19 protein-coding genes are annotated in these 17,727 nt (G+C 33.3%); 2 read left to right on the top strand and 17 right to left on the bottom strand.

All coding sequences use genetic code 11. From position 1 onward, the window contains the following. Positions 1-83 precede the first annotated feature (83 nt). Positions 84-848 carry a type 1 glutamine amidotransferase domain-containing protein gene (locus B0A65_RS04570; protein WP_074660681.1) on the bottom strand — a complete coding sequence of 255 codons (765 nt, stop codon included), beginning with the start codon at positions 846-848 and terminating at the stop codon, positions 84-86. An 84-nt stretch (positions 849-932) separates the two neighbouring features. Between B0A65_RS04570 and B0A65_RS04575 the strand changes: the two genes are divergently transcribed. Then, positions 933-1,838 (top strand): LysR family transcriptional regulator, encoded by a 906-nt coding sequence (locus B0A65_RS04575; protein WP_074660683.1) that lies wholly within the window; start codon positions 933-935, stop codon positions 1,836-1,838. A 64-nt stretch (positions 1,839-1,902) separates the two neighbouring features. Here B0A65_RS04575 and nadD read toward each other — a convergent pair whose 3' ends face one another. The 5 genes from nadD to B0A65_RS04600 form a co-directional block, all read right to left on the bottom strand. Beyond that, positions 1,903-2,484 carry a nicotinate (nicotinamide) nucleotide adenylyltransferase gene (gene nadD / locus B0A65_RS04580; protein ID WP_074660685.1) on the bottom strand — a complete coding sequence of 194 codons (582 nt, stop codon included), beginning with the start codon at positions 2,482-2,484 and terminating at the stop codon, positions 1,903-1,905. Between the two features lie 32 nt (positions 2,485-2,516). Then, a complete protein-coding gene (locus B0A65_RS04585) occupies positions 2,517-2,882 on the bottom strand; it encodes a four helix bundle protein (RefSeq protein ID WP_074660687.1) in 366 nt (121 codons plus the stop codon). Positions 2,883-3,018: 136 nt separating this feature from the next. Further along, on the bottom strand, positions 3,019-3,591 hold the full coding sequence (gmk, locus tag B0A65_RS04590; RefSeq protein ID WP_074660689.1) for a guanylate kinase: 573 nt from the start codon (positions 3,589-3,591) through the stop codon (positions 3,019-3,021). 128 nt (positions 3,592-3,719) lie between these two features. Beyond that, on the bottom strand, positions 3,720-4,580 hold the full coding sequence (locus B0A65_RS04595) for a YicC/YloC family endoribonuclease (RefSeq protein ID WP_074660691.1): 861 nt from the start codon (positions 4,578-4,580) through the stop codon (positions 3,720-3,722). Between the two features lie 239 nt (positions 4,581-4,819). Beyond that, entirely contained in the window at positions 4,820-5,170 is a 351-nt protein-coding gene (locus B0A65_RS04600) for an arsenate reductase family protein (protein ID WP_074660692.1), read from the bottom strand. Between the two features lie 77 nt (positions 5,171-5,247). Here B0A65_RS04600 and B0A65_RS04605 point away from each other — a divergent pair, with 77 nt between their 5' ends. Beyond that, positions 5,248-5,703, top strand: a complete 456-nt coding sequence (locus B0A65_RS04605; protein WP_074660694.1) for a DinB family protein — start codon at positions 5,248-5,250, stop codon at positions 5,701-5,703. A 32-nt stretch (positions 5,704-5,735) separates the two neighbouring features. Here B0A65_RS04605 and B0A65_RS04610 read toward each other — a convergent pair whose 3' ends face one another. From B0A65_RS04610 to B0A65_RS04660, 11 genes are all read right to left on the bottom strand, one after another. Beyond that, the gene (locus tag B0A65_RS04610) at positions 5,736-6,230 is read right to left on the bottom strand and encodes a septal ring lytic transglycosylase RlpA family protein (protein ID WP_074660695.1); all 495 of its coding nucleotides are present in this window, start codon (positions 6,228-6,230) and stop codon (positions 5,736-5,738) included. 87 nt (positions 6,231-6,317) lie between these two features. Next, positions 6,318-6,740 (bottom strand): hypothetical protein, encoded by a 423-nt coding sequence (locus B0A65_RS04615; protein WP_074660697.1) that lies wholly within the window; start codon positions 6,738-6,740, stop codon positions 6,318-6,320. Between the two features lie 105 nt (positions 6,741-6,845). Then, a complete protein-coding gene (locus tag B0A65_RS04620; protein WP_317044595.1) occupies positions 6,846-9,626 on the bottom strand; it encodes a TonB-dependent receptor in 2,781 nt (926 codons plus the stop codon). A gap of 331 nt (positions 9,627-9,957) precedes the next feature. Continuing rightward, the gene (gene pgi / locus B0A65_RS04625; protein WP_074660700.1) at positions 9,958-11,601 is read right to left on the bottom strand and encodes a glucose-6-phosphate isomerase; all 1,644 of its coding nucleotides are present in this window, start codon (positions 11,599-11,601) and stop codon (positions 9,958-9,960) included. A gap of 125 nt (positions 11,602-11,726) precedes the next feature. Continuing rightward, positions 11,727-12,062, bottom strand: coding sequence for a hypothetical protein (locus B0A65_RS04630; protein ID WP_074660701.1), 336 nt, complete (start codon positions 12,060-12,062; stop codon positions 11,727-11,729). Between the two features lie 33 nt (positions 12,063-12,095). Continuing rightward, positions 12,096-12,716, bottom strand: a complete 621-nt coding sequence (locus tag B0A65_RS04635) for a hypothetical protein (RefSeq protein ID WP_074660703.1) — start codon at positions 12,714-12,716, stop codon at positions 12,096-12,098. Between the two features lie 21 nt (positions 12,717-12,737). Next, positions 12,738-13,958, bottom strand: coding sequence for a M23 family metallopeptidase (locus B0A65_RS04640; RefSeq protein ID WP_074660704.1), 1,221 nt, complete (start codon positions 13,956-13,958; stop codon positions 12,738-12,740). A gap of 21 nt (positions 13,959-13,979) precedes the next feature. Further along, positions 13,980-14,921, bottom strand: coding sequence for a tryptophan 2,3-dioxygenase family protein (locus B0A65_RS04645; protein ID WP_074660706.1), 942 nt, complete (start codon positions 14,919-14,921; stop codon positions 13,980-13,982). Then, positions 14,921-15,691, bottom strand: a complete 771-nt coding sequence (locus B0A65_RS04650; RefSeq protein ID WP_074661018.1) for a DUF3108 domain-containing protein — start codon at positions 15,689-15,691, stop codon at positions 14,921-14,923. Before B0A65_RS04650 ends, B0A65_RS04645 begins: the two co-directional genes overlap by 1 nt. 299 nt (positions 15,692-15,990) lie before the next feature. Further along, positions 15,991-17,151, bottom strand: a complete 1,161-nt coding sequence (gene hppD / locus B0A65_RS04655) for a 4-hydroxyphenylpyruvate dioxygenase (protein ID WP_074660708.1) — start codon at positions 17,149-17,151, stop codon at positions 15,991-15,993. Between the two features lie 80 nt (positions 17,152-17,231). Beyond that, positions 17,232-17,591, bottom strand: coding sequence for a four helix bundle protein (locus tag B0A65_RS04660; protein WP_074660709.1), 360 nt, complete (start codon positions 17,589-17,591; stop codon positions 17,232-17,234). Positions 17,592-17,727: the final 136 nt, after the last annotated feature.

A 17,727-nucleotide genomic window follows, 5' to 3' on the forward strand; every position in this document is an offset into this window, starting at 1 on the left:
TTATTAGTTAGTGGATAAGAGGTGAGTTTTTAAGTTACTAGCAGGAAAACCTTAGAATCTTAGCAACTTAGAACCTTAGTACCTTATTTACCCAATTTTTGTAACAATTTACCAGCTACTAATTTTGATGATGCCGGATTTTGGCCTGTAATTAATAAGCCATCTTCAACGGCATAAGGTTGCCAGTCTGGCCCTTTTGAGAATTTAGCTCCATTTGACGAAAGTGCATCTTCTAATAAAAATGGAACAACCTTAGTTAAACCAACGGCCTCTTCTTCTTCATTGGTGAAACCCGTAACTTTTTTACCTTTTACTAAATACTCACCATTTACTTTTACGTTTTTCAAAACGGCTGGTGCATGACAAACAAATGCAACGGGTTTGTTATGCGTGTAGAATGACTCGATTAAATCAATTGAGTTTTGATCTTCGACTAGATCCCAAAGTGGTCCATGACCTCCTGGATAAAAAACCGCGTCGTAATCTTTTTGGTTAATAGTAGAAAGTTTGTGTGTGTTTTTTAGTTTTTCCTGTAATGTTTTATCAGCGTCAAAACGTTTGGTGTCTTCTGTTGCCGATGCCGGATCAGCACTTTTTGGGTCAATTGGTGGCTGACCTCCAAGTGGTGTTGCAATCGTAATTTCAACTCCCTGATCTAACAATTCATAATAAGGTGCAGCTAATTCTTCTGACCAAAATCCGGTTTTTTCTCCGGTGTTACCCAGTTTATCGTTACTGGTAACAACAAATAATACTTTTTTCATACTTTTTTTATTTGATTTTTGAGCCGTAGCAGTTAAGCTACTGGCAGTGAATGCTATAATTGCGAGTAATGTTATTCTTTTCATAGTTTAAATTTTCATCAAATTTACGGCTAAAGTGATATTAGTAAAAATAAAATAAACTATGTTTGTAATAAATATACTTATATCATGGTGAATCTTGAATGGTACAGAACTTTTAAATCGGTTTATAAAAACGGTAATTTTTCAGTAGCTGCAAAAGAGCTTTTCATTAGTCAGCCTGCAGTGAGTCAGCAAATAGCAATGTTAGAGGCGCATGTAGGGTATAAATTATTCAACCGAAAGTCAAAAGGCGTTGAACCAACGGAATACGCTAAGTTACTCAATAATTTAATTATTGATGCACTTGACAGATTAGAAAATGTCGAAAGTGGTTTCAGGGCCAAAGCGGAAGATTCTAAACGATTAATTTCAGTCGGAGTTTCAAAAGATTTGTTCAATAGTTTTGGAAGTACTTTAATTTCAAAATTTGATTTAATCGATTTTACGTTCGCAGAGGATGATGCTCTGTTTGCACTTGTCGATGCTAAAAAGCTTGATTTCGCGGTAGTAACTAAAAAGTTTGATACGTTTGATACTATTTATGAAATCATCGGAAAGATTAAATTAGTTGTAGTTGGATCAATAAATTTAGACACAACCGATTTTCGTCAAAAATTAAAATCAGATAATGCTCTCGAAATAGAGCAGTGGCTTAACGATCAAAAGTGGTACAGTCATGATGCCCGAATTCCGCATGTGAAATTATTCTGGTTACATGCATTCAATAAAAAGAGACCTGCAATAGTGCCAAATTACATCATTCCATCAGAATCGGAAATGCTGGAAATGTTGTCCAGAAATACCGGAATTGCCATAACGTGGAATTGCAATTCAAGAAAATATATTAAAGAAAACAAATTGCAGCTGTTGTGGAATAGTTTTCACGTTCCGGAAGAATACGTGTATTTGTTAAGTGCTAAAAACAATAATTTAAACTCACTTTTTGATACTATCTCTAAAGAATTAAAATTGTTTTTTGGAAATAGGATGTAGGGATCTCGATTTTAAATAATTGTCAACATAAAAAAAGCCTGAATCCTTAAAATTCTGGCTTTTTTTATTTTTTATAAAAATTATTGTGATCAATATAGTCCCAAACCTTCGGCGGTAAAAGCGGTTGAATATTTTTCCCTTTTTTGATATTGTTTCGAATAAAAGTCGAAGAAATCTCCACAACCGGCGCATCAATAATATGCACTTTTGGATGCGATTTTAATTCGATATTTTCCGGTTCTTCAGAAATTCGTGGATAAACATAGATTTCGTAATGATCTAAAATCACTTCGTAGTTTTTCCACTTGTGCAGTGTTTTCAAATTGTCTTCGCCCATAATTAGTGAAAATTCATTGTTTGGATATTTCTCCTGCAAATGAACCAAAGTGTTTACTGTATAGTTCGGCTGAGGCAATTTAAATTCGATATCTGAAGGTTTTATTTTCGGATAATCTTCTGTTGCCAGAAAAACCATTTCAAGTCGTTGGTGATCGTCTAATAAGGTCGCTTTCTTTTTTAACGGATTGTGAGGTGTAACCACCATCCAAACCTGATCTAAATCGGCAAACTCAGCCATGTGATTGGCAATAATCAAATGACCAACATGAATGGGATTATACGTTCCGAAATAAAGGCCTACTTTCATCTATAGAGTACTTAGTTTTTAGTCCTTAGTTCTTAGTCTTTGAGATTTTTTGCAAAAGCACTTATCATTTTGCTTTCTTCTTCGATCAAAAACATAATCTCATTAAATAGATTATTGTCAGAAATAAATTCTAATTCTTTTGCAATAATTAATTGTGTTTCTATTTCATTCAGAGAACCTCTGGAAATATTCAAAAAGTGGTTAAATGACTTATCGGTCTGGCGCCCAAAACCTTCTGCAATATTTGAAGGAATGGATACGCTCGCCCTTTTTAATTGATCAGTTAAGGCGTATATTTCTTCTTTAGGAAAACTCTTTGTGAGTTTATAAACCAGAATAACTATTTTTATTCCTTTTTGCCAAATAAATAATTCTTTGTACGATTTAATACCACTCATGTAAATCTTGTAATTTAATTTCTTCTCAGACTTAGTGCTTAGTTATTACTCCTTAGTTTAGTCCTTAGTTTAGTCGTAGTTGTTAATCTTAATGTTCAGTCCTGAACTAAGGACTAGGTACTAAAAAAACTAATTACTACTTAGAAACAAAATCTTTTACCAATTGATACGCTTCTTCTTTAGCAGTATCTAAATCGTAGTTTTTGATAATAGTATCAAATTGCGGTGCTGTTGCTAATTCTACAGAAGCTTTTGCAATTCGCATATTGATTTTGTCATCAGTTTCGGTAGAACGTTGTTTTAAACGGCGTTTTAATTCATCAACACTTGGAGGTTTTACGAAAACAGCTAACGTTTGTTCCGGAAATTTATGTTTGATACGTAATCCGCCGGCAACATCAATATCAAAAATTACATTTTTTCCTAAAGCCCAGATTCTTTCTATTTCAGCTTTCAAAGTGCCATAAAAGTTATCGCGGTATACTTCTTCCCATTCCAGGAAATCTTCGCCTTTGATGTGTTTTTTGAATTGCTCCAACGAAATAAAATAATAATCTTTTCCGTGTTCCTCTTCTCCGCGTGGGTCGCGTGAGGCCGCTGAGATCGAAAATTCTAAATTTAAATCTTCTTTCCCAAGTAAATGTCTTACTATAGTTGTTTTTCCTGATCCGGACGGTGCAGAGAAAACAATTAATTTTCCTTTATTCATTTTGTATGCTTTAGGCTCTAAGCAATATGCTTTAAGCTTTAATTTATGCTTTAAGCTTTAGGCTGTACGCTTTAAGCTTTTATTTGCTGTGTTTTTTACTTACGGCTTATCTTAAAGCCTACAGCTTTTTACAACACGTTTAAAACCTGTTCCTTAATCTTCTCCAATTCATCCTTCATCATGACAACCAATTTCTGCATTTGAGCATGATTCGATTTCGAACCCATGGTATTAATTTCACGACCCATTTCCTGAGTAATAAAACCTAATTTACGGCCATTAGCTTCAGTTCCTTTAATAGTTTCTAAGAAATAGTCTAAGTGATTTGTCAAACGCACTTTTTCTTCTGTAATATCCAATTTCTCTAAATAATAAATCAATTCCTGTTCGAAACGATTTTCATCTACATTCACTTTCAATTCAGAAATAGCAGTTTGCAAACGATCTTTTATAGCCTGAACACGTTCGGGATCAAGTGCCAAAGCGTCGTTCATATATTGACGGATATTTCCAATTCGAAGATTGAATTCTTTTTCAAGCGATTCGCCTTCGTCTTTTCTAAAAGTTAAGATGTTTTGTAAAGCCTCTTCAATTATAACCTGAATTTGCTCCCAGTCATTTTCGTCTATTTCGTCGCGTTCTGTTTTTAAAGTATCTGGCATACGAACAGCCATTTTCATTAATTCAGTCTCGTCCGCGTCAGCGTAAACTTCTTTAAGCTGTGCTATATAATATTTTACGATAGGGACATTTACTTTCGTCGAAGTTTGTTCAGCAGTGCTTTCGATATAAATTCCGAAATCAATCTTGCCTCTTTCTAGTTTTGTAGAGATTAAAGTTCTTAAACCTAATTCCATTTCGCGGTATAGCGACGGCATTCTTACGTTTAAATCTAAACCTTTACTGTTTAAAGATTTTACTTCGACCGTAATTTTTTTTGTAGGCAATTGCAAAGAAGCTTTGCCAAACCCTGTCATAGATTGTATCATATAATTGAGTATAAAGGCGCAAAGATAATTAAAAGTTTGCTGTGTTGAGTGGTAAAATGGTAATCTGTGAACAGCAGAAAGGGTTTATGTTTCTTTTACCGCAAATTTCACAAATTTTCACAAATTTGAAATGTTTTAAACTTATCAAATTATTTGAAAAAAATTTATCTAATTCAATTTATTAGAAATTATAATTTGTGAAAATTTGTGCAATTTGTGGTTAATTTTTTTTGCATTTTTTAAGATAAAGCCTTCATAACCTGTAAGATGTTTGGCTGGCTGTTGCCGATGAAAATTTTGCCGTCAATAATAAAAACCGGACGGCTCAGGAAAGTATAGTGTTCCAGAATGTATTTTTTAAAATCAGCTTCAGTTAATGCTTTGTTTTTCAAATCCATTGATTTGTATAACTGTGCTTTTTTGCTGAATAACGCTTCATAGCTTCCGGCAAGTTTGTGCATTTCTTCCAATTCCACTTCTGTAATAGGGTTTTGTCTGATGTCATGAAACTCCAGATTATGATTCGCCGGTAAACCTTTTATGATTTTTCTACAAGTATCGCAAGAAGCTAAGTAATATATTTTGTTCATGATATTTAAATTTAGTGACTACAAAGAAAATTCATTTGAAACTGAAAAATGCCTAATTTTAGAAAAAAATTATAACTATGAATTCAGTTTTTGAAGTACAAAAAACCATTAGAGAAGTTCTCGTGAAGGTTTTAGACCATCATTCATTAGAACAGTTAAACAAAATCCCAACCGGGTTTAGTAATAATTTGATTTGGAATATCGCACATTGTGTGGCTTCACAACAAGTTTTGGTTTATAAATTGTCCGGTGTGCCATCAATGGTTTCAGAAGAATTTATTGCCAAATACAGAAGAGGAACAAAACCTGAAGGCGACGTTTCGCAAGCTGAAGTTGATGAAATTAGAACTTTGCTTTTAACAACTTTAGAGCAGGTTCAAAAAGATTTCGCTGATAATATCTTTATCAATTACACCGAGTTTCCTACAAGTTTAGGGTATATACTCAAAAACATTGATGGAGCTTTAAGTTTTAATAATTATCACGAAGGCATTCATACCGGAATGGTCATGAACATGAGAAAACTTGTATAAAAGAAATCCCGCTTTAAAAGCGGGATTTCTTTTTATTCTACTATAGTCTCAATAGTGACTTTTAATGCACCGTAGCCTTTGCTGCCACTAATGTCCATAAAAGCTCTTTTTGAAAGGTCTAATTCACGTGTTTTTACAAACGGGCCTCTGTCGGTTACTTTTACAATAACAAACTTTCCATTTGCTTCGTTGGTAACTTTAATTTTAGTTCCAAAAGGAAGTTTTTTGTGAGCAGCAGTGTATTTGCTGTTGTTAAATCTGCTTCCATCAGCTGTTTTTTTACCATTAAATCGGTCCGCATAGTAGGAGGCGTGTGCCGATTTTTTATATGGTTTTAATTTTAAATTTTTGTCAGTAAAAACAGAATCGTTTATTGCTAGTGCCTGATTTTTTGTTTTGTCGGTTTTTACCGTGTCCTGAACAATTTTAGGCTCTGTTGGCCTGACTTGTTGACTCATAACGTAAGTAACGCAACTTAAAAAAGTGATTGTAAATGCGCTGAGTAATATGTTTTTTTTAATTCTCATGGGTTATTCTTTTTCAGACTTGGGGAGTTTGTACAAATAATATGCCGAGATAAAAAAAGCCCTATTTTTAGGGCTTTAATTGGTTTTTTAGAACCATAGGTTCCATGGGATTCTACTTAATATAAGTAATAATCCTAATCCGTAAAAAATAGCAAAAGTTTTAAACTTTGCTTCGCTATTAATTAGTTTTTTATGTTTTGACCATCCAATAGTAATTAGGACAATAGCTATGATGTTAATTAAAGGATGCTCTAATGAGGTTAATCGAAGTTCAGCATTAGACATTTCTCCAAAAGCTGCTTTTCCAAGCGGAGATACAAAATAAAGAATTAAACCAATCAACAATTGCGTGTGGGTGCCTATTAAAGCAAATAGCGCAATTTTGCGGTCTTTAGCAGTAAAATCTTTTTTAGAAGTAAATCCGATAATAGCATTTACAACGGCAACCAATAAAAGTAATAACGCCAGATAAGCCCATCCAGAGTGGAATTTTTGTAGAAAATAATACATAAAACTGTTTTTTTGTTCAAAACAAATATAACAAAAAAGGCTAAAAAAAACGGCATCAAACTTAAAAGTCAATGCCGTTTATGGTATTTATTTAGATTCTAAATATTAGAACTCATAACGTAATGTAAAGTTAAACGTTCTACCGTAACCAAAGTAAACTTTGTTACCAGTAGCAATTCCTCTATACAAAGCTCCTGCTTGTGCATAAGTGATTGCTGGATTACCTCCTGCAGCTGGTGTTTTAACATCATCAGCAAAGATATTTGTAAACGATTCGTTTATGAAAGTTTTGTCGAAAAGGTTGTTTACGTTAAATCTGAAGTTTAAAGCATTTGATTTTTCTTTTCCAAATAAGAATTTATATGATATACCTGCATCTGAAGTAGCGAAACCAGGTAATTCTAATGATCCTTTATTAGTAGCGCTTAAGAAGTTAACCGGTGAGATGTTACCAAATAATTTTTCAGAATAGTTAAGGTTGTAATCAACATTTAAACCACGTAATATTTCGTAAGCTGCTCCTATTGCCATTGTAGTTTGAGCATTGTTTCCAACTTTTACTCCGTCTAAGTATAAAGTTTGTGCAACTCCTCCTGGAAATGGATTGTTAGAAGCGTCAAAACGGTTACTAGTTGCATTACCATCATATTTATAATCACCGATAGAAAGCATACCGTTAAGTTTCAATTTTTCAAGTACTCTTGCGTTTACTTCTAATTCTACTCCAGTGTGTGTTTCGTTTACTCCAGAGAAAGTGTAGTATCCTCCTTGGTTATTCGCTGCATCTGGATCAGTTCCTTGTGTAAATCTGTCATTCCATTGTGTGTAATACGCGTTTAAAGTTGCATTGAAGATTTTTGAACGGAAACCGTATCCAATTTCAGCAGCTTTAACTTTTTCATTAACAACGTTATCGTTAATAATAGAAGAATTATTAGGAAAAACAGCGTTGAAAAATGGTTGTTTTGAATAATAACCAGTATTAAAGAAAACATTATGTTGTTCGTTAATGTTATAGTTTACACCAACTTTAACGTCTCCACCAGTAATATTTTTGAAATCAGTTTCAGCAAGTGGATCTGTAGTAAGATATTTAAAGTGATCAATTCTTTTATACCCTTGTTGAGAAACAGCTCCTTGTAAGAAAGCAGTAAAGTTACCTTTAGCATATTCTAATTGTGTAAAGGCACCGTAGTAGTTTACTTCACTATCATTCCAGTAGTTGATTCTTTCTTGGTAATCAGTGCTAACGAATGGGTTTCCACTTGGTCTTGGAGCATAAGTAGTACTAAAGTAAGCAGGGTTTGGTACGCTGTTTACGTTTGTAGCATCTCTATAGTTTGTAGCTCCAAATAAGTCAATTAAGTTTTGGAAGTGAATACCTTTGTACATTCTTCCTTCAACACCAAAATCTAAGGTTAAGTTTTCAGTAAGTTTTTTGTCTAAATTGATAACAGCACCATACCAGTTGTGTGAGTTAACAGAAGCAATTTCAGTAATACCAGTATTGGTTACTGTTGCACTACCACTTGCAGAACTATTTTGGTATTGTCCGTTAGTTTGTGTTCTTGTACCTAATGTAGTTGGTTTTCCAGAGTTCCAGTTTTGGATTAAATCAAAATTAATAAGACCATCAGCATTTCTCAATGAATTGTTTGTAGAATATGCATTGTTTCCTTTGATACCACCATTTGTAGTAGTTCCTCCTCCACGACCCCAAGAAGCGTAAGCTACTGTAGACAATTTTGTAGTTTCGTTGATATCATAATCCCAGTTTAGAGACATAACTGGTTTATGGTAGTAGTTTGTTTTTAGGTTGTACTCTTCACCATTTTTGTAACCCCAGTCAGAGTTGTATTTGATGTTTGGTGTTTTACCGTCACTTCCGTATTTCAAGAAATCACTCAATAAAGGAGAAGTAGATCTTTGATCGTGCCATTGAGGCGCCCCTGTAAATGTGAATTCTAAACTATGTTTGTCGTTGATTTTGTATCCAAGAGCTACGAAGTAGTTGTATCCTTCGAATTTAGTTCCGTCAACATATCCATTTCCTTCAGTTCTGCTAAATAAAACAGAAGCAGAAAGACCATTTTTCATTAATCCTGTACTGTAAGAAGCTTGTGCTTTTAAGTAGTTATCGTTACCGAAACTAGATGAAATAGATCCACCTTCTTTTACGTCTGAACTTTTAGTAACAATGTTAATTGTTCCTCCAACAGAAGAGATAGCTAATTTAGAAGCTCCTAAACCTCTTTGTACTTGCATTGCAGAAGTTACATCAGAGATACCAGCCCAGTTACTCCAGAAAACAGCACTGTTTTCCATGTCATTGATTGGCACCCCGTTAATCATAACGGCAATGTTTTTTTGGTCAAATCCACGAATTGCAATTCTTGAATCTCCGTATCCACCTCCAGCTTTTGAAGCGTAAACTGATGGAGTACTTTTTAAGATTTCAGGAAATTCCTGAGATCCTAATTTTTCCTGAATTTCAGCAGCTCTAATTGTAGAAACTGCAACAGGAGTTTTTCTGTCTTTCGCAATATCTACTACGCTACTTTTTACAACAATTTCGCTCAATTCGTTTGAATTAGCAATCAAAACGATATTGCCTAAATTAGTAGTAGCACCGTTTGATACTGAGAATTTTACAGTTTGGTTTTGATAACCTAAGTAAGAAATAACGATTTCTCCTGAACCTGTTGTTGCATTAAGAGTAAACTTACCGTCAAAATCTGTAGAAGTAGCAGTTGTAGAGCCTTTAATCACTACGTTTGCTCCCGGCAATGAACCCACGCCGTCGGTAATTGTACCAGTAATTTTTCCTTGAGAAAATGCGGTTGAAACTATCATGAACAATAGTCCAGTAAGTAACCAATTTTTCATTGTCTTCATTTGTTATTTAGTTTATTGTTTTTGGCAAAATTATAACAAATAACTCAGATAGTGTTATCAAAATGTTAAGAAAAATAAGTTTTATACAATGTGTTGCGCATTAAAATGATTTTTTCTTTTTTCATTAAAGAAAATAATGATTTTTTGAATTTAGAGGCGTGTTTTTTGTTAAAAACATATTAATTTGAGTAGACCTGTAGCTGTAAACTTGCAATAAGCACTAGTTCGATGCTTTATATTGCCTACTTTATACGAAAAAACGCCTTAATTTTAGTTAAATCAAGGCGTTTCAGTTTGTTAAGAAAAGTTCTTCTCAGTGTTGTTATTTGTTCTTTAAAAAGTGGTTCAACAAAAATGAAGTTGAACTGTCATGACTTTTAACATTTTTTGAATTTATTTCGTCTAAAATAGAATTAGCTAATTGTTTTCCTAATTCAACTCCCCATTGGTCAAAGCTAAAAATGTTCCAAATAACGCCCTGAACAAAAATCTTGTGCTCATATAAAGCGATTAAGGATCCTAGAGATTTAGGTGTTAATTTTTGAATCAAAATGGTATTGGTTGGCTTGTTTCCTGTGAAAACTTTAAAAGGCAATAAGTATGATGCTTTTTCTGCAGAAAGTCCTTGTTTGTCAAATTCAGCCTGAACTTGTGCCGGAGTTTTTCCGTTCATCAAAGCTTCGGTTTGCGCAAAAAAGTTTGACATTAATTTGTCGTGGTGATCTTCGTTTCCGTATAAAGGTTTTACGAATCCAATAAAATCCGTCGGAATTAATTTTGTCCCTTGGTGAATTAATTGAAAGAAAGCATGTTGTGAATTCGTTCCCGGTTCTCCCCAAATAATAGTTCCGGTTTGGTAGTTTACAGGTACTCCGTCACGGCCAACGCTTTTTCCGTTACTTTCCATAGTTGCCTGTTGCAGGTAAGGAGCTAATTTTTGTAAATATTGCGTATAAGGAATCAGGGCTTCGCTCTCAGCTCCGAAGAAATTGTTATACCAAACACTCAATAAAGCTAAGATTGCCGGAATATTTTCGTCAAATTCAGCCGATTTGAAATGCTCGTCCATTTCGTTAGCGCCATTCAATAAATCATTATAATTGTCAAATCCAACAGCCAGGGCAATGCTTAAACCAACGGCACTCCATAAAGAGAATCTCCCGCCAACCCAATCCCACATCGGGAAAACGTTGTCCGGATTAATTCCGAATTCAGTTACTTTTTGAATATTTGTCGAAACAGCCGCAAAGTGTTTTGCTATATCTTCCTGAGAAGCCGATTTCAAAAACCATTCTTTGATAGTTTCAGAATTTGATAAAGTTTCCTGAGTTGTAAAAGTTTTAGAAACAATTAAAAATAACGTTGTTTCCGGATTTAATTTTTTGATTATTTCGTTTACATGATCTCCATCAACATTTGAAACAAAATGCAAATTCAGGTGATTTTTGTAAAATTGTAACGCTTCAACGGCCATTACCGGACCAAGATCTGAACCTCCAATTCCGATATTTACAACATCAGTAAATGCTTTCCCTGTAAAACCTTTTCTTTCACCTGAAATTACTTCGCTTGTAAAGTTTTTAATTTTGTTTTTTACTTCGTAAACTTCCGGAATTACATTTTCACCATCAACTTTAATTACTGATGATTCTGGTGCACGTAACGCCGTATGCAAAACGGCTCTGTTTTCCGTTTGGTTGATGATTTCACCTCCAAAATATTGAGCAACTGCTTCTTTTAATCCAATTGAATTTGCTAATTCTAGTAAAAGAGAAATAGTTTCCTGGCTAATATTGTTTTTAGAATAATCAACTAAAAAGTCATTCCATTGTAAATTGAATTTTTCAACACGGGCATTATCTTGTTGAAACAATTCCTGTATTGTTGTTTCGTGAATTGCATTATAGTGGTTTTGCAGATTTTTCCACGCTTCAGTCCCGGTTGGGTTTGTTGTGTTTAAAGCCATTTTTTGTATTTAATTGAGAAAGTGGTTATATGTGGTTTTTTAAAAAACAAAAATACTGAAATAACTTTTAAAAGCTTTAAGCTTCACAATTATATAACAATTAGTTACGAAAACGTTTTATGAGATTATCGCTTTTGAATTTTTGTAGTTATGATTATAGCACCATCATTTTCTTTATCATTATATATTATGCGACTGCTGTTTTTGTTTAAGAAGTCTAACCTTAATATGTCGGATTTTTTAAGGGGTAGTAAAATTGTATCTTGTTTTTTATTGTAATTAAAAGGATTTCCGTCTATTACAATAAAAGGCGATTTGCCAATTTGGTCTCTCTCAATTGCATGGTTGATTGATTCTAATACAAAGTATTTATTTGTATCTGAGTCATTTAAAACAAAAGCATGTTGGTTGGAACATCCGATTGTTAATATCGATGAAAGTAGTAATAAGGTTCGTTTCATTAAGTGATCCGATTAATTAAGATGAAATTTTCATTACCAAATCTTCCACCACGGTTTTTTATTAACTTCAATGGTTTTTTTCTCGGTATTAATTTCAATTCTTTTGGGTTGTTCGACTTTAATCTTCGAATCATCAAAAAATAATTCACCAGCATCATTCATTCCAATAGGAGACTTTGTTCTTTCTCTCCAGTCAGCTGTTTGTAATTCTGCAACTAGTGTTGAATGAATTTTATCCTTGAATTTTTTTTGTGCTTTTTCTATAATTTCTTCTTCCAGATTTGAAGATGAATTTTTAAAAAGTGAAATTGAATTATCTGGAATGTTTAAAAGAAAAATCTGTGTTTTGTTTTCGATTTTCTGAATATCCAATACTTTAAAGTACGCAATAGTATCTAAAAGAAAATGACCAATTTTTGCAGAGTCAGGATTAAATTTGGATAAATCTTTTGGATGGGCACTCGCAATTAAATATCTGGTATTGCCAGAAAGTCCACCACCCATAGATGACATATCAGTAAAGCCTTTTTCCTGAATTATTTGTCCAACCTTATAATTTGAAATTAAATTGTCCGACAAATCAGTATCCCGATAAAATAGTTTTAAACCCGAAAAAGTTTCATTGTAAATTGCTTTAAGACGTGCATTTTTCATTCGACCTTATATTTCAGATATTTACAAATTCCCAATACTATCCAATTCTCTTTTTAGGGGTTCCATTTGTTTTATGAAACGGTTTTTGTCATTTCCTGTCAAAGATTCTCCGGTTGGTAAGTTCAATCGAAGTGCATCAACCTGAACTCCGTTTTTCCAAAATCTATAGCAAACGTGTGGTCCGGTTGCTAGTCCGGTGCTTCCCACTAATCCAATGGTTTGTCCCTGCGTTACACGTTGACCACGACGAACTAAAATTCGTGACATGTGTAAATATTGGGTAGAGTAGGTTCCGTTGTGTTTTACTTTTACGAAATTTCCATTTCCAGCTGTATATCCGGTTGCTTCTACAACCCCGGCGGCCGTTGTCGAAATAGGTGTTCCGGTTGGAGCAGCATAATCAGTTCCTTTATGTGCTTTCCACGTATGTTGTACCGGGTGAAATCTGTTTGCAGTAAATCGCGATGTGATTCGACTGAATTTAATGGGTGTTTTTAGGAAGAAATTTTTCAGCGTTTTTCCCTGATCATCATAATATTCAACTTTTCCTGAAAGTGTATCTTTTTCAAAAGGAAATGCATAAACGATTTTTCCTTTATATTCAAAAAAGGCAGCTTCAAGATCTTCAACACCGTCATACGTTTTTCCATTGATAAATCTTTCAGTGAAAATTAAACCATAACGATCTCCTTTTTTAAGTTTGAAGAAGTCAATTGACCACGAAAACACTTTGGTGATTCTGCTAGCAAGAGCCGTTTCTACACTTTCGTTTCCTAAAGTCTCAGATAATGAACTTTTTAAAACGCCACCAATAATTTTACGTTTTAATGTAACCGGTTTTATTTTTTTATAAGCTTTTGCGATACTATCGCGTAAGTCGATAACATAATAGCTTAAAGCATCAGGCTGGTAAATAAAAACTTGTAATTTATTGGTTTTATTTTTAGCACGAAGAAGTGTGTAAGGTTTGTTGTATCGAATCGTCCTAACATTAAAAGAATCTTTTACCTGTTCGACAATATTAAATACTTGTTTGTTACCAATATTTTGATTTTGAATGATAGATCCAAATGAATCTCCTTTTGATATGGTGTCATTTACAACATTAAAATCGGCGTAATTAAAGCCAAATTCTACTTTCTTAGTTTTTGGTTTAGTGATTTTAGTTTCAACTTTTTCATCGGTTTTATTGCATGAAAATATTGAGAATAAAACGATTATAATTACGAATGCTTTTTTCAAACTTTTATTTTTTGTGGAAAATTAAATGGTTTCTTCATTTCCCCAATTGGACAATTCATCTTCGGTCCACAATTTAGGAAAAAAGATGCGTCTTTGGTATTTTGGATGCATATATTTTTGCCAGTCACTTCCACCGGTCGCTTCTCCGTTACCTTTTCCACTTTCCAAAATGTATTTTCTTGCAGTGTTCAAATGCTGCATAACCCAGGTAATATTCACAGTTTTGTCATAATGACGCATTGCATTTATTAACGCTTCGTTTTGCTGATCTGCTTCTGGTAATTGAGTGAATTTTTGCCAAATATTTTTAGTTTTAAAAGTAGACATTTGTCTTAAAAAGGAAACTTTATATTTGTTTTCAAATTCCTGAAGTAAGTATGATTTTTCACCGGTATGATAATCTTTACCGGCAGCCTGCCAATATAGATGTTCAAAACTGGTTTCTAAATCTGTGTTTTCATCAAAATTTGCTTTGTATCTGCGATCTGTCAAATTGATTACATCAGTCGATGCGAATTCAATCAATCTATATTGTGCGCTCTGAAAACCACTAGCGGGAGTCAATGTGTTTCTAAATTTCATGTATTGATCTACTTCCATTCCGTTTTCCATTATACTAAACGAATTGGTAAGCATGTCAAAATATCTCGTGATTCTTGATAATCTTTCGCTGAAAAAATCAACCTGAATATTTTCAGTATTGGCAATCTGATCAATTTCCCACAAAATCATCTTGAAGATTAATTCATTTACCTGATGGTACATAATGAAAACCATTTCATCGGGCAATGTGGTGCGCTGTGTTTGTAAACTTAAAAGGGCATCAGTTTGAATGTAGTCCCAATAGGTGATTGGTTTTGACCAAAGTAAGCCTTCAAGCTGCACATCTGTTTTTTGATTTATAGCTTGAAATTTAAGGTCAATTTCTTTTAAAATTGATTCTGAATGATCAGTAAGATTCATTATTTTTTTACTTTAAATGGATTTTTTAATCCTTTATATTCATCAAGATCTGCTTTAAGTGATCCTACTGCAAGATCTGCTTTAATTCTGATCGGAACCTTGTTGTCGTCGTCTGTTATCCAGAGTGTTACGCTTTCTTTTTCTTTAAAAACTCTTCCGGTTTGTACCAGTGGCTTAAATACCATTGTAGAAACGGTTCCAAATTTAGTTGTAATATCCTGACGACCTATATATTTTAACTTAAATTTTGTGATTTCTTCGTCAAAAAACATATCTATAGTAATTGCTTCACCCGATTTGAGCTTGTCAATGTTTGGGTGATTTCTAAGGAAATAAAAAGAAGAAATTATATCCTGGACATGATCAGTTATAATAATGGTTTTTTCAGTCTTACGTTTGTAATCTTTTACTAAAACTCGATTTTCATTTTGATTAAAAAAGCCTTCCTGATTTTTAGTATAACCACCTTCGTCAATTTTTCTGACATACCGATAGGGGTCTCCGGTTTCTTTGTCAAAATAACTTTCGTATAAATCCTCTACTTTAAAAAAGAATTTTGACATACCGGTTGTGTAACCTTTACCCACCGCATGATGTACCTTTTTATTATTTATTATAGCGTCTTTTATTTCAAGTGTGGCATAGCCGGCATTTACAATTCCGTAGTGGATTCTAAATTTGAAGTATTCTCCCGTTCCAAATGCATCTTCTTTTTGAGTATCAAAAGCAAGAGTGGTGAGAATTAATATGATGAGAACTAACTTTTTCATAGTACAATCTTTACATTTCATTATAAAGATAATTAAATGCAAATTCTATTCCAAATGTACCAAAACAAAAAAACTCAGTCAAGTAATGACTGAGTTTTTATGCTATTAACTAACCAAAAAACTATAAATTATGAAATTTATATCAATTCAGAAGGAAACCACCCCTTCCTGATTTGCGAGTGCAAAGATATACAGAAAGTTCAAAAAAGAAATAGCAAAAGGCAAGTTTAACATAACATTTGCATAAAAAGCATCGTTTTACCGAGAATTATCTTGTTTTATGTAGAAATTTTGCGTTTTTACAATGTTCCTCTCAATTCCTGCTCTCTTTCAATTGACTCAAAAAGGGCTTTAAAGTTCCCTGCGCCGAAGCCTTTTGCTCCCATTCGTTGAATAATTTCGAAAAATAGTGTTGGTCTGTCCTGAACTGGCTTAGTAAATATCTGTAATAAGTAACCATCCTCATCAGCATCAACCATGATGGCAAGTTTCTCAATTTCGTTTAAATCTTCTTTCATCATATCCATGTGAACACCTAATCTTTCAGGGATCGCCTGGTAATAAGTATGCGGCGGAGCAGATAAAAATTCAACACCACGTGATTTCAAATCAGAAACGGTTTTGATTATATCATCAGTTGCGATCGCAATATGCTGAATTCCAGGTCCACCATAAAAATCTAAATATTCTTCGATTTGAGATTTTTTCTTTCCTTCGGCTGGTTCGTTAATTGGGAATTTAATTCTTCCGTTTCCGTTAGACATAACTTTACTCATCAAAGCTGAATATTCAGTATTGATTTGTTTGTCATCAAATGATAAGAAATTCACGAATCCCATAACGTCTTCGTAAAATTTTACCCAGGTATTCATTTCGTTCCAGCCCACATTTCCAACCATATGGTCAATGTATTTCAATCCTGTTGGTTCTGGATTGTAATCTGATTTCCATTCTTTATAACCTGGCAGGAAAACGCCGTTGTAGTTTTTTCTTTCTACAAAAATGTGAACCGTTTCCCCGTAAGTATAAATTCCGGAACGAACTACTTCCCCAAATTCATCTGATTCTACAGTTGGTTCCATAAAAGAGCGAGCGCCACGTTTCATAGTTTCTTCATAAGCACTTCTCGCATCTTCAACCCAAAGAGCGGCCACTTTTACACCGTCACCATGTTTTTGAAGATGTGCATGAATTGGAGAATCCTGTGTTAAAGGCGTTGTCAATACAATTCTGATTTTGTCCTGCTTCAAAACATAAGATGCTTTGTCTTTTACTCCGGTTTCTAATCCGGCGTAAGCTAATGACTGATATCCGAAAGCTGTTTTATAATAATGTGCAGACTGTTTTGCGTTTCCTACGTAGAATTCTACATAATCTGTTCCTAATAATGGAAGGAAATCTTGTGCTCCTTCAAAGATTTTTTCTAATCCGTATTCTACTGATTTTACTTGTTTCATAATTAGATAATTTGATAATGAGAAAATCAGATAATTTTGAAATGCTTTGGATCAATTTTCTAATTGACACATTTTCTAATTTTCTAATTCCTCTTAGATGTTGATATTATTTTATTTAAAATTTTTAAAATTTCTGACAGATCATTCAATAGTTGTCTGCAACTTGGGAAGCTTTTGTGAGTATCACATAAAAACAACCAATACTCAGTTTCATCTGCTTCTTTAATTGCTATTTTTAATTTATGAATGAAATCTGCTTTACTTTCTGCATTTTGAGATTCTTTTGAATTTGCTCCAATTGATGTTCCACTTTTTAATAGTTGATTAGCAATTACAAATTTCTTCTGTTCTTGAAGTTCACATGTGTAATCAATAATATTTAAAGCAAAATTGAACGTTTTTAGTAAAAGAGCATTGTCCTTGTATTTTTCGTTGAAAGTCATTTTTTTAATTAGTTAATTAGAAAATTTGATAATGAGATAATTTTAATGTAAGTTTAAATTTACAAATAAAAATCATTTTTTAAAACTATATGATATCACATTTTCTAATTTATGCGGTTTCAAAAGCATTATCTAA

Source organism: Flavobacterium frigidimaris, assembly GCF_002217275.1.
Classification (GTDB): domain Bacteria; phylum Bacteroidota; class Bacteroidia; order Flavobacteriales; family Flavobacteriaceae; genus Flavobacterium; species Flavobacterium aquidurense.

Coding starts and splice junctions, on each gene's coding strand:
- B0A65_RS04570 (WP_074660681.1), bottom strand. CDS start 848: ATGAAAAGAATAACATTACTCGCAATTATAGCATTCACTGCCAGTAGC.
- B0A65_RS04575 (WP_074660683.1), top strand. CDS start 933: ATGGTGAATCTTGAATGGTACAGAACTTTTAAATCGGTTTATAAAAAC.
- nadD (WP_074660685.1), bottom strand. CDS start 2,484: ATGAAAGTAGGCCTTTATTTCGGAACGTATAATCCCATTCATGTTGGT.
- B0A65_RS04585 (WP_074660687.1), bottom strand. CDS start 2,882: ATGAGTGGTATTAAATCGTACAAAGAATTATTTATTTGGCAAAAAGGA.
- gmk (WP_074660689.1), bottom strand. CDS start 3,591: ATGAATAAAGGAAAATTAATTGTTTTCTCTGCACCGTCCGGATCAGGA.
- B0A65_RS04595 (WP_074660691.1), bottom strand. CDS start 4,580: ATGATACAATCTATGACAGGGTTTGGCAAAGCTTCTTTGCAATTGCCT.
- B0A65_RS04600 (WP_074660692.1), bottom strand. CDS start 5,170: ATGAACAAAATATATTACTTAGCTTCTTGCGATACTTGTAGAAAAATC.
- B0A65_RS04605 (WP_074660694.1), top strand. CDS start 5,248: ATGAATTCAGTTTTTGAAGTACAAAAAACCATTAGAGAAGTTCTCGTG.
- B0A65_RS04610 (WP_074660695.1), bottom strand. CDS start 6,230: ATGAGAATTAAAAAAAACATATTACTCAGCGCATTTACAATCACTTTT.
- B0A65_RS04615 (WP_074660697.1), bottom strand. CDS start 6,740: ATGTATTATTTTCTACAAAAATTCCACTCTGGATGGGCTTATCTGGCG.
- B0A65_RS04620 (WP_317044595.1), bottom strand. CDS start 9,626: ATGAAAAATTGGTTACTTACTGGACTATTGTTCATGATAGTTTCAACC.
- pgi (WP_074660700.1), bottom strand. CDS start 11,601: ATGGCTTTAAACACAACAAACCCAACCGGGACTGAAGCGTGGAAAAAT.
- B0A65_RS04630 (WP_074660701.1), bottom strand. CDS start 12,062: ATGAAACGAACCTTATTACTACTTTCATCGATATTAACAATCGGATGT.
- B0A65_RS04635 (WP_074660703.1), bottom strand. CDS start 12,716: ATGAAAAATGCACGTCTTAAAGCAATTTACAATGAAACTTTTTCGGGT.
- B0A65_RS04645 (WP_074660706.1), bottom strand. CDS start 14,921: ATGAATCTTACTGATCATTCAGAATCAATTTTAAAAGAAATTGACCTT.
- B0A65_RS04650 (WP_074661018.1), bottom strand. CDS start 15,691: ATGAAAAAGTTAGTTCTCATCATATTAATTCTCACCACTCTTGCTTTT.
- B0A65_RS04660 (WP_074660709.1), bottom strand. CDS start 17,591: ATGACTTTCAACGAAAAATACAAGGACAATGCTCTTTTACTAAAAACG.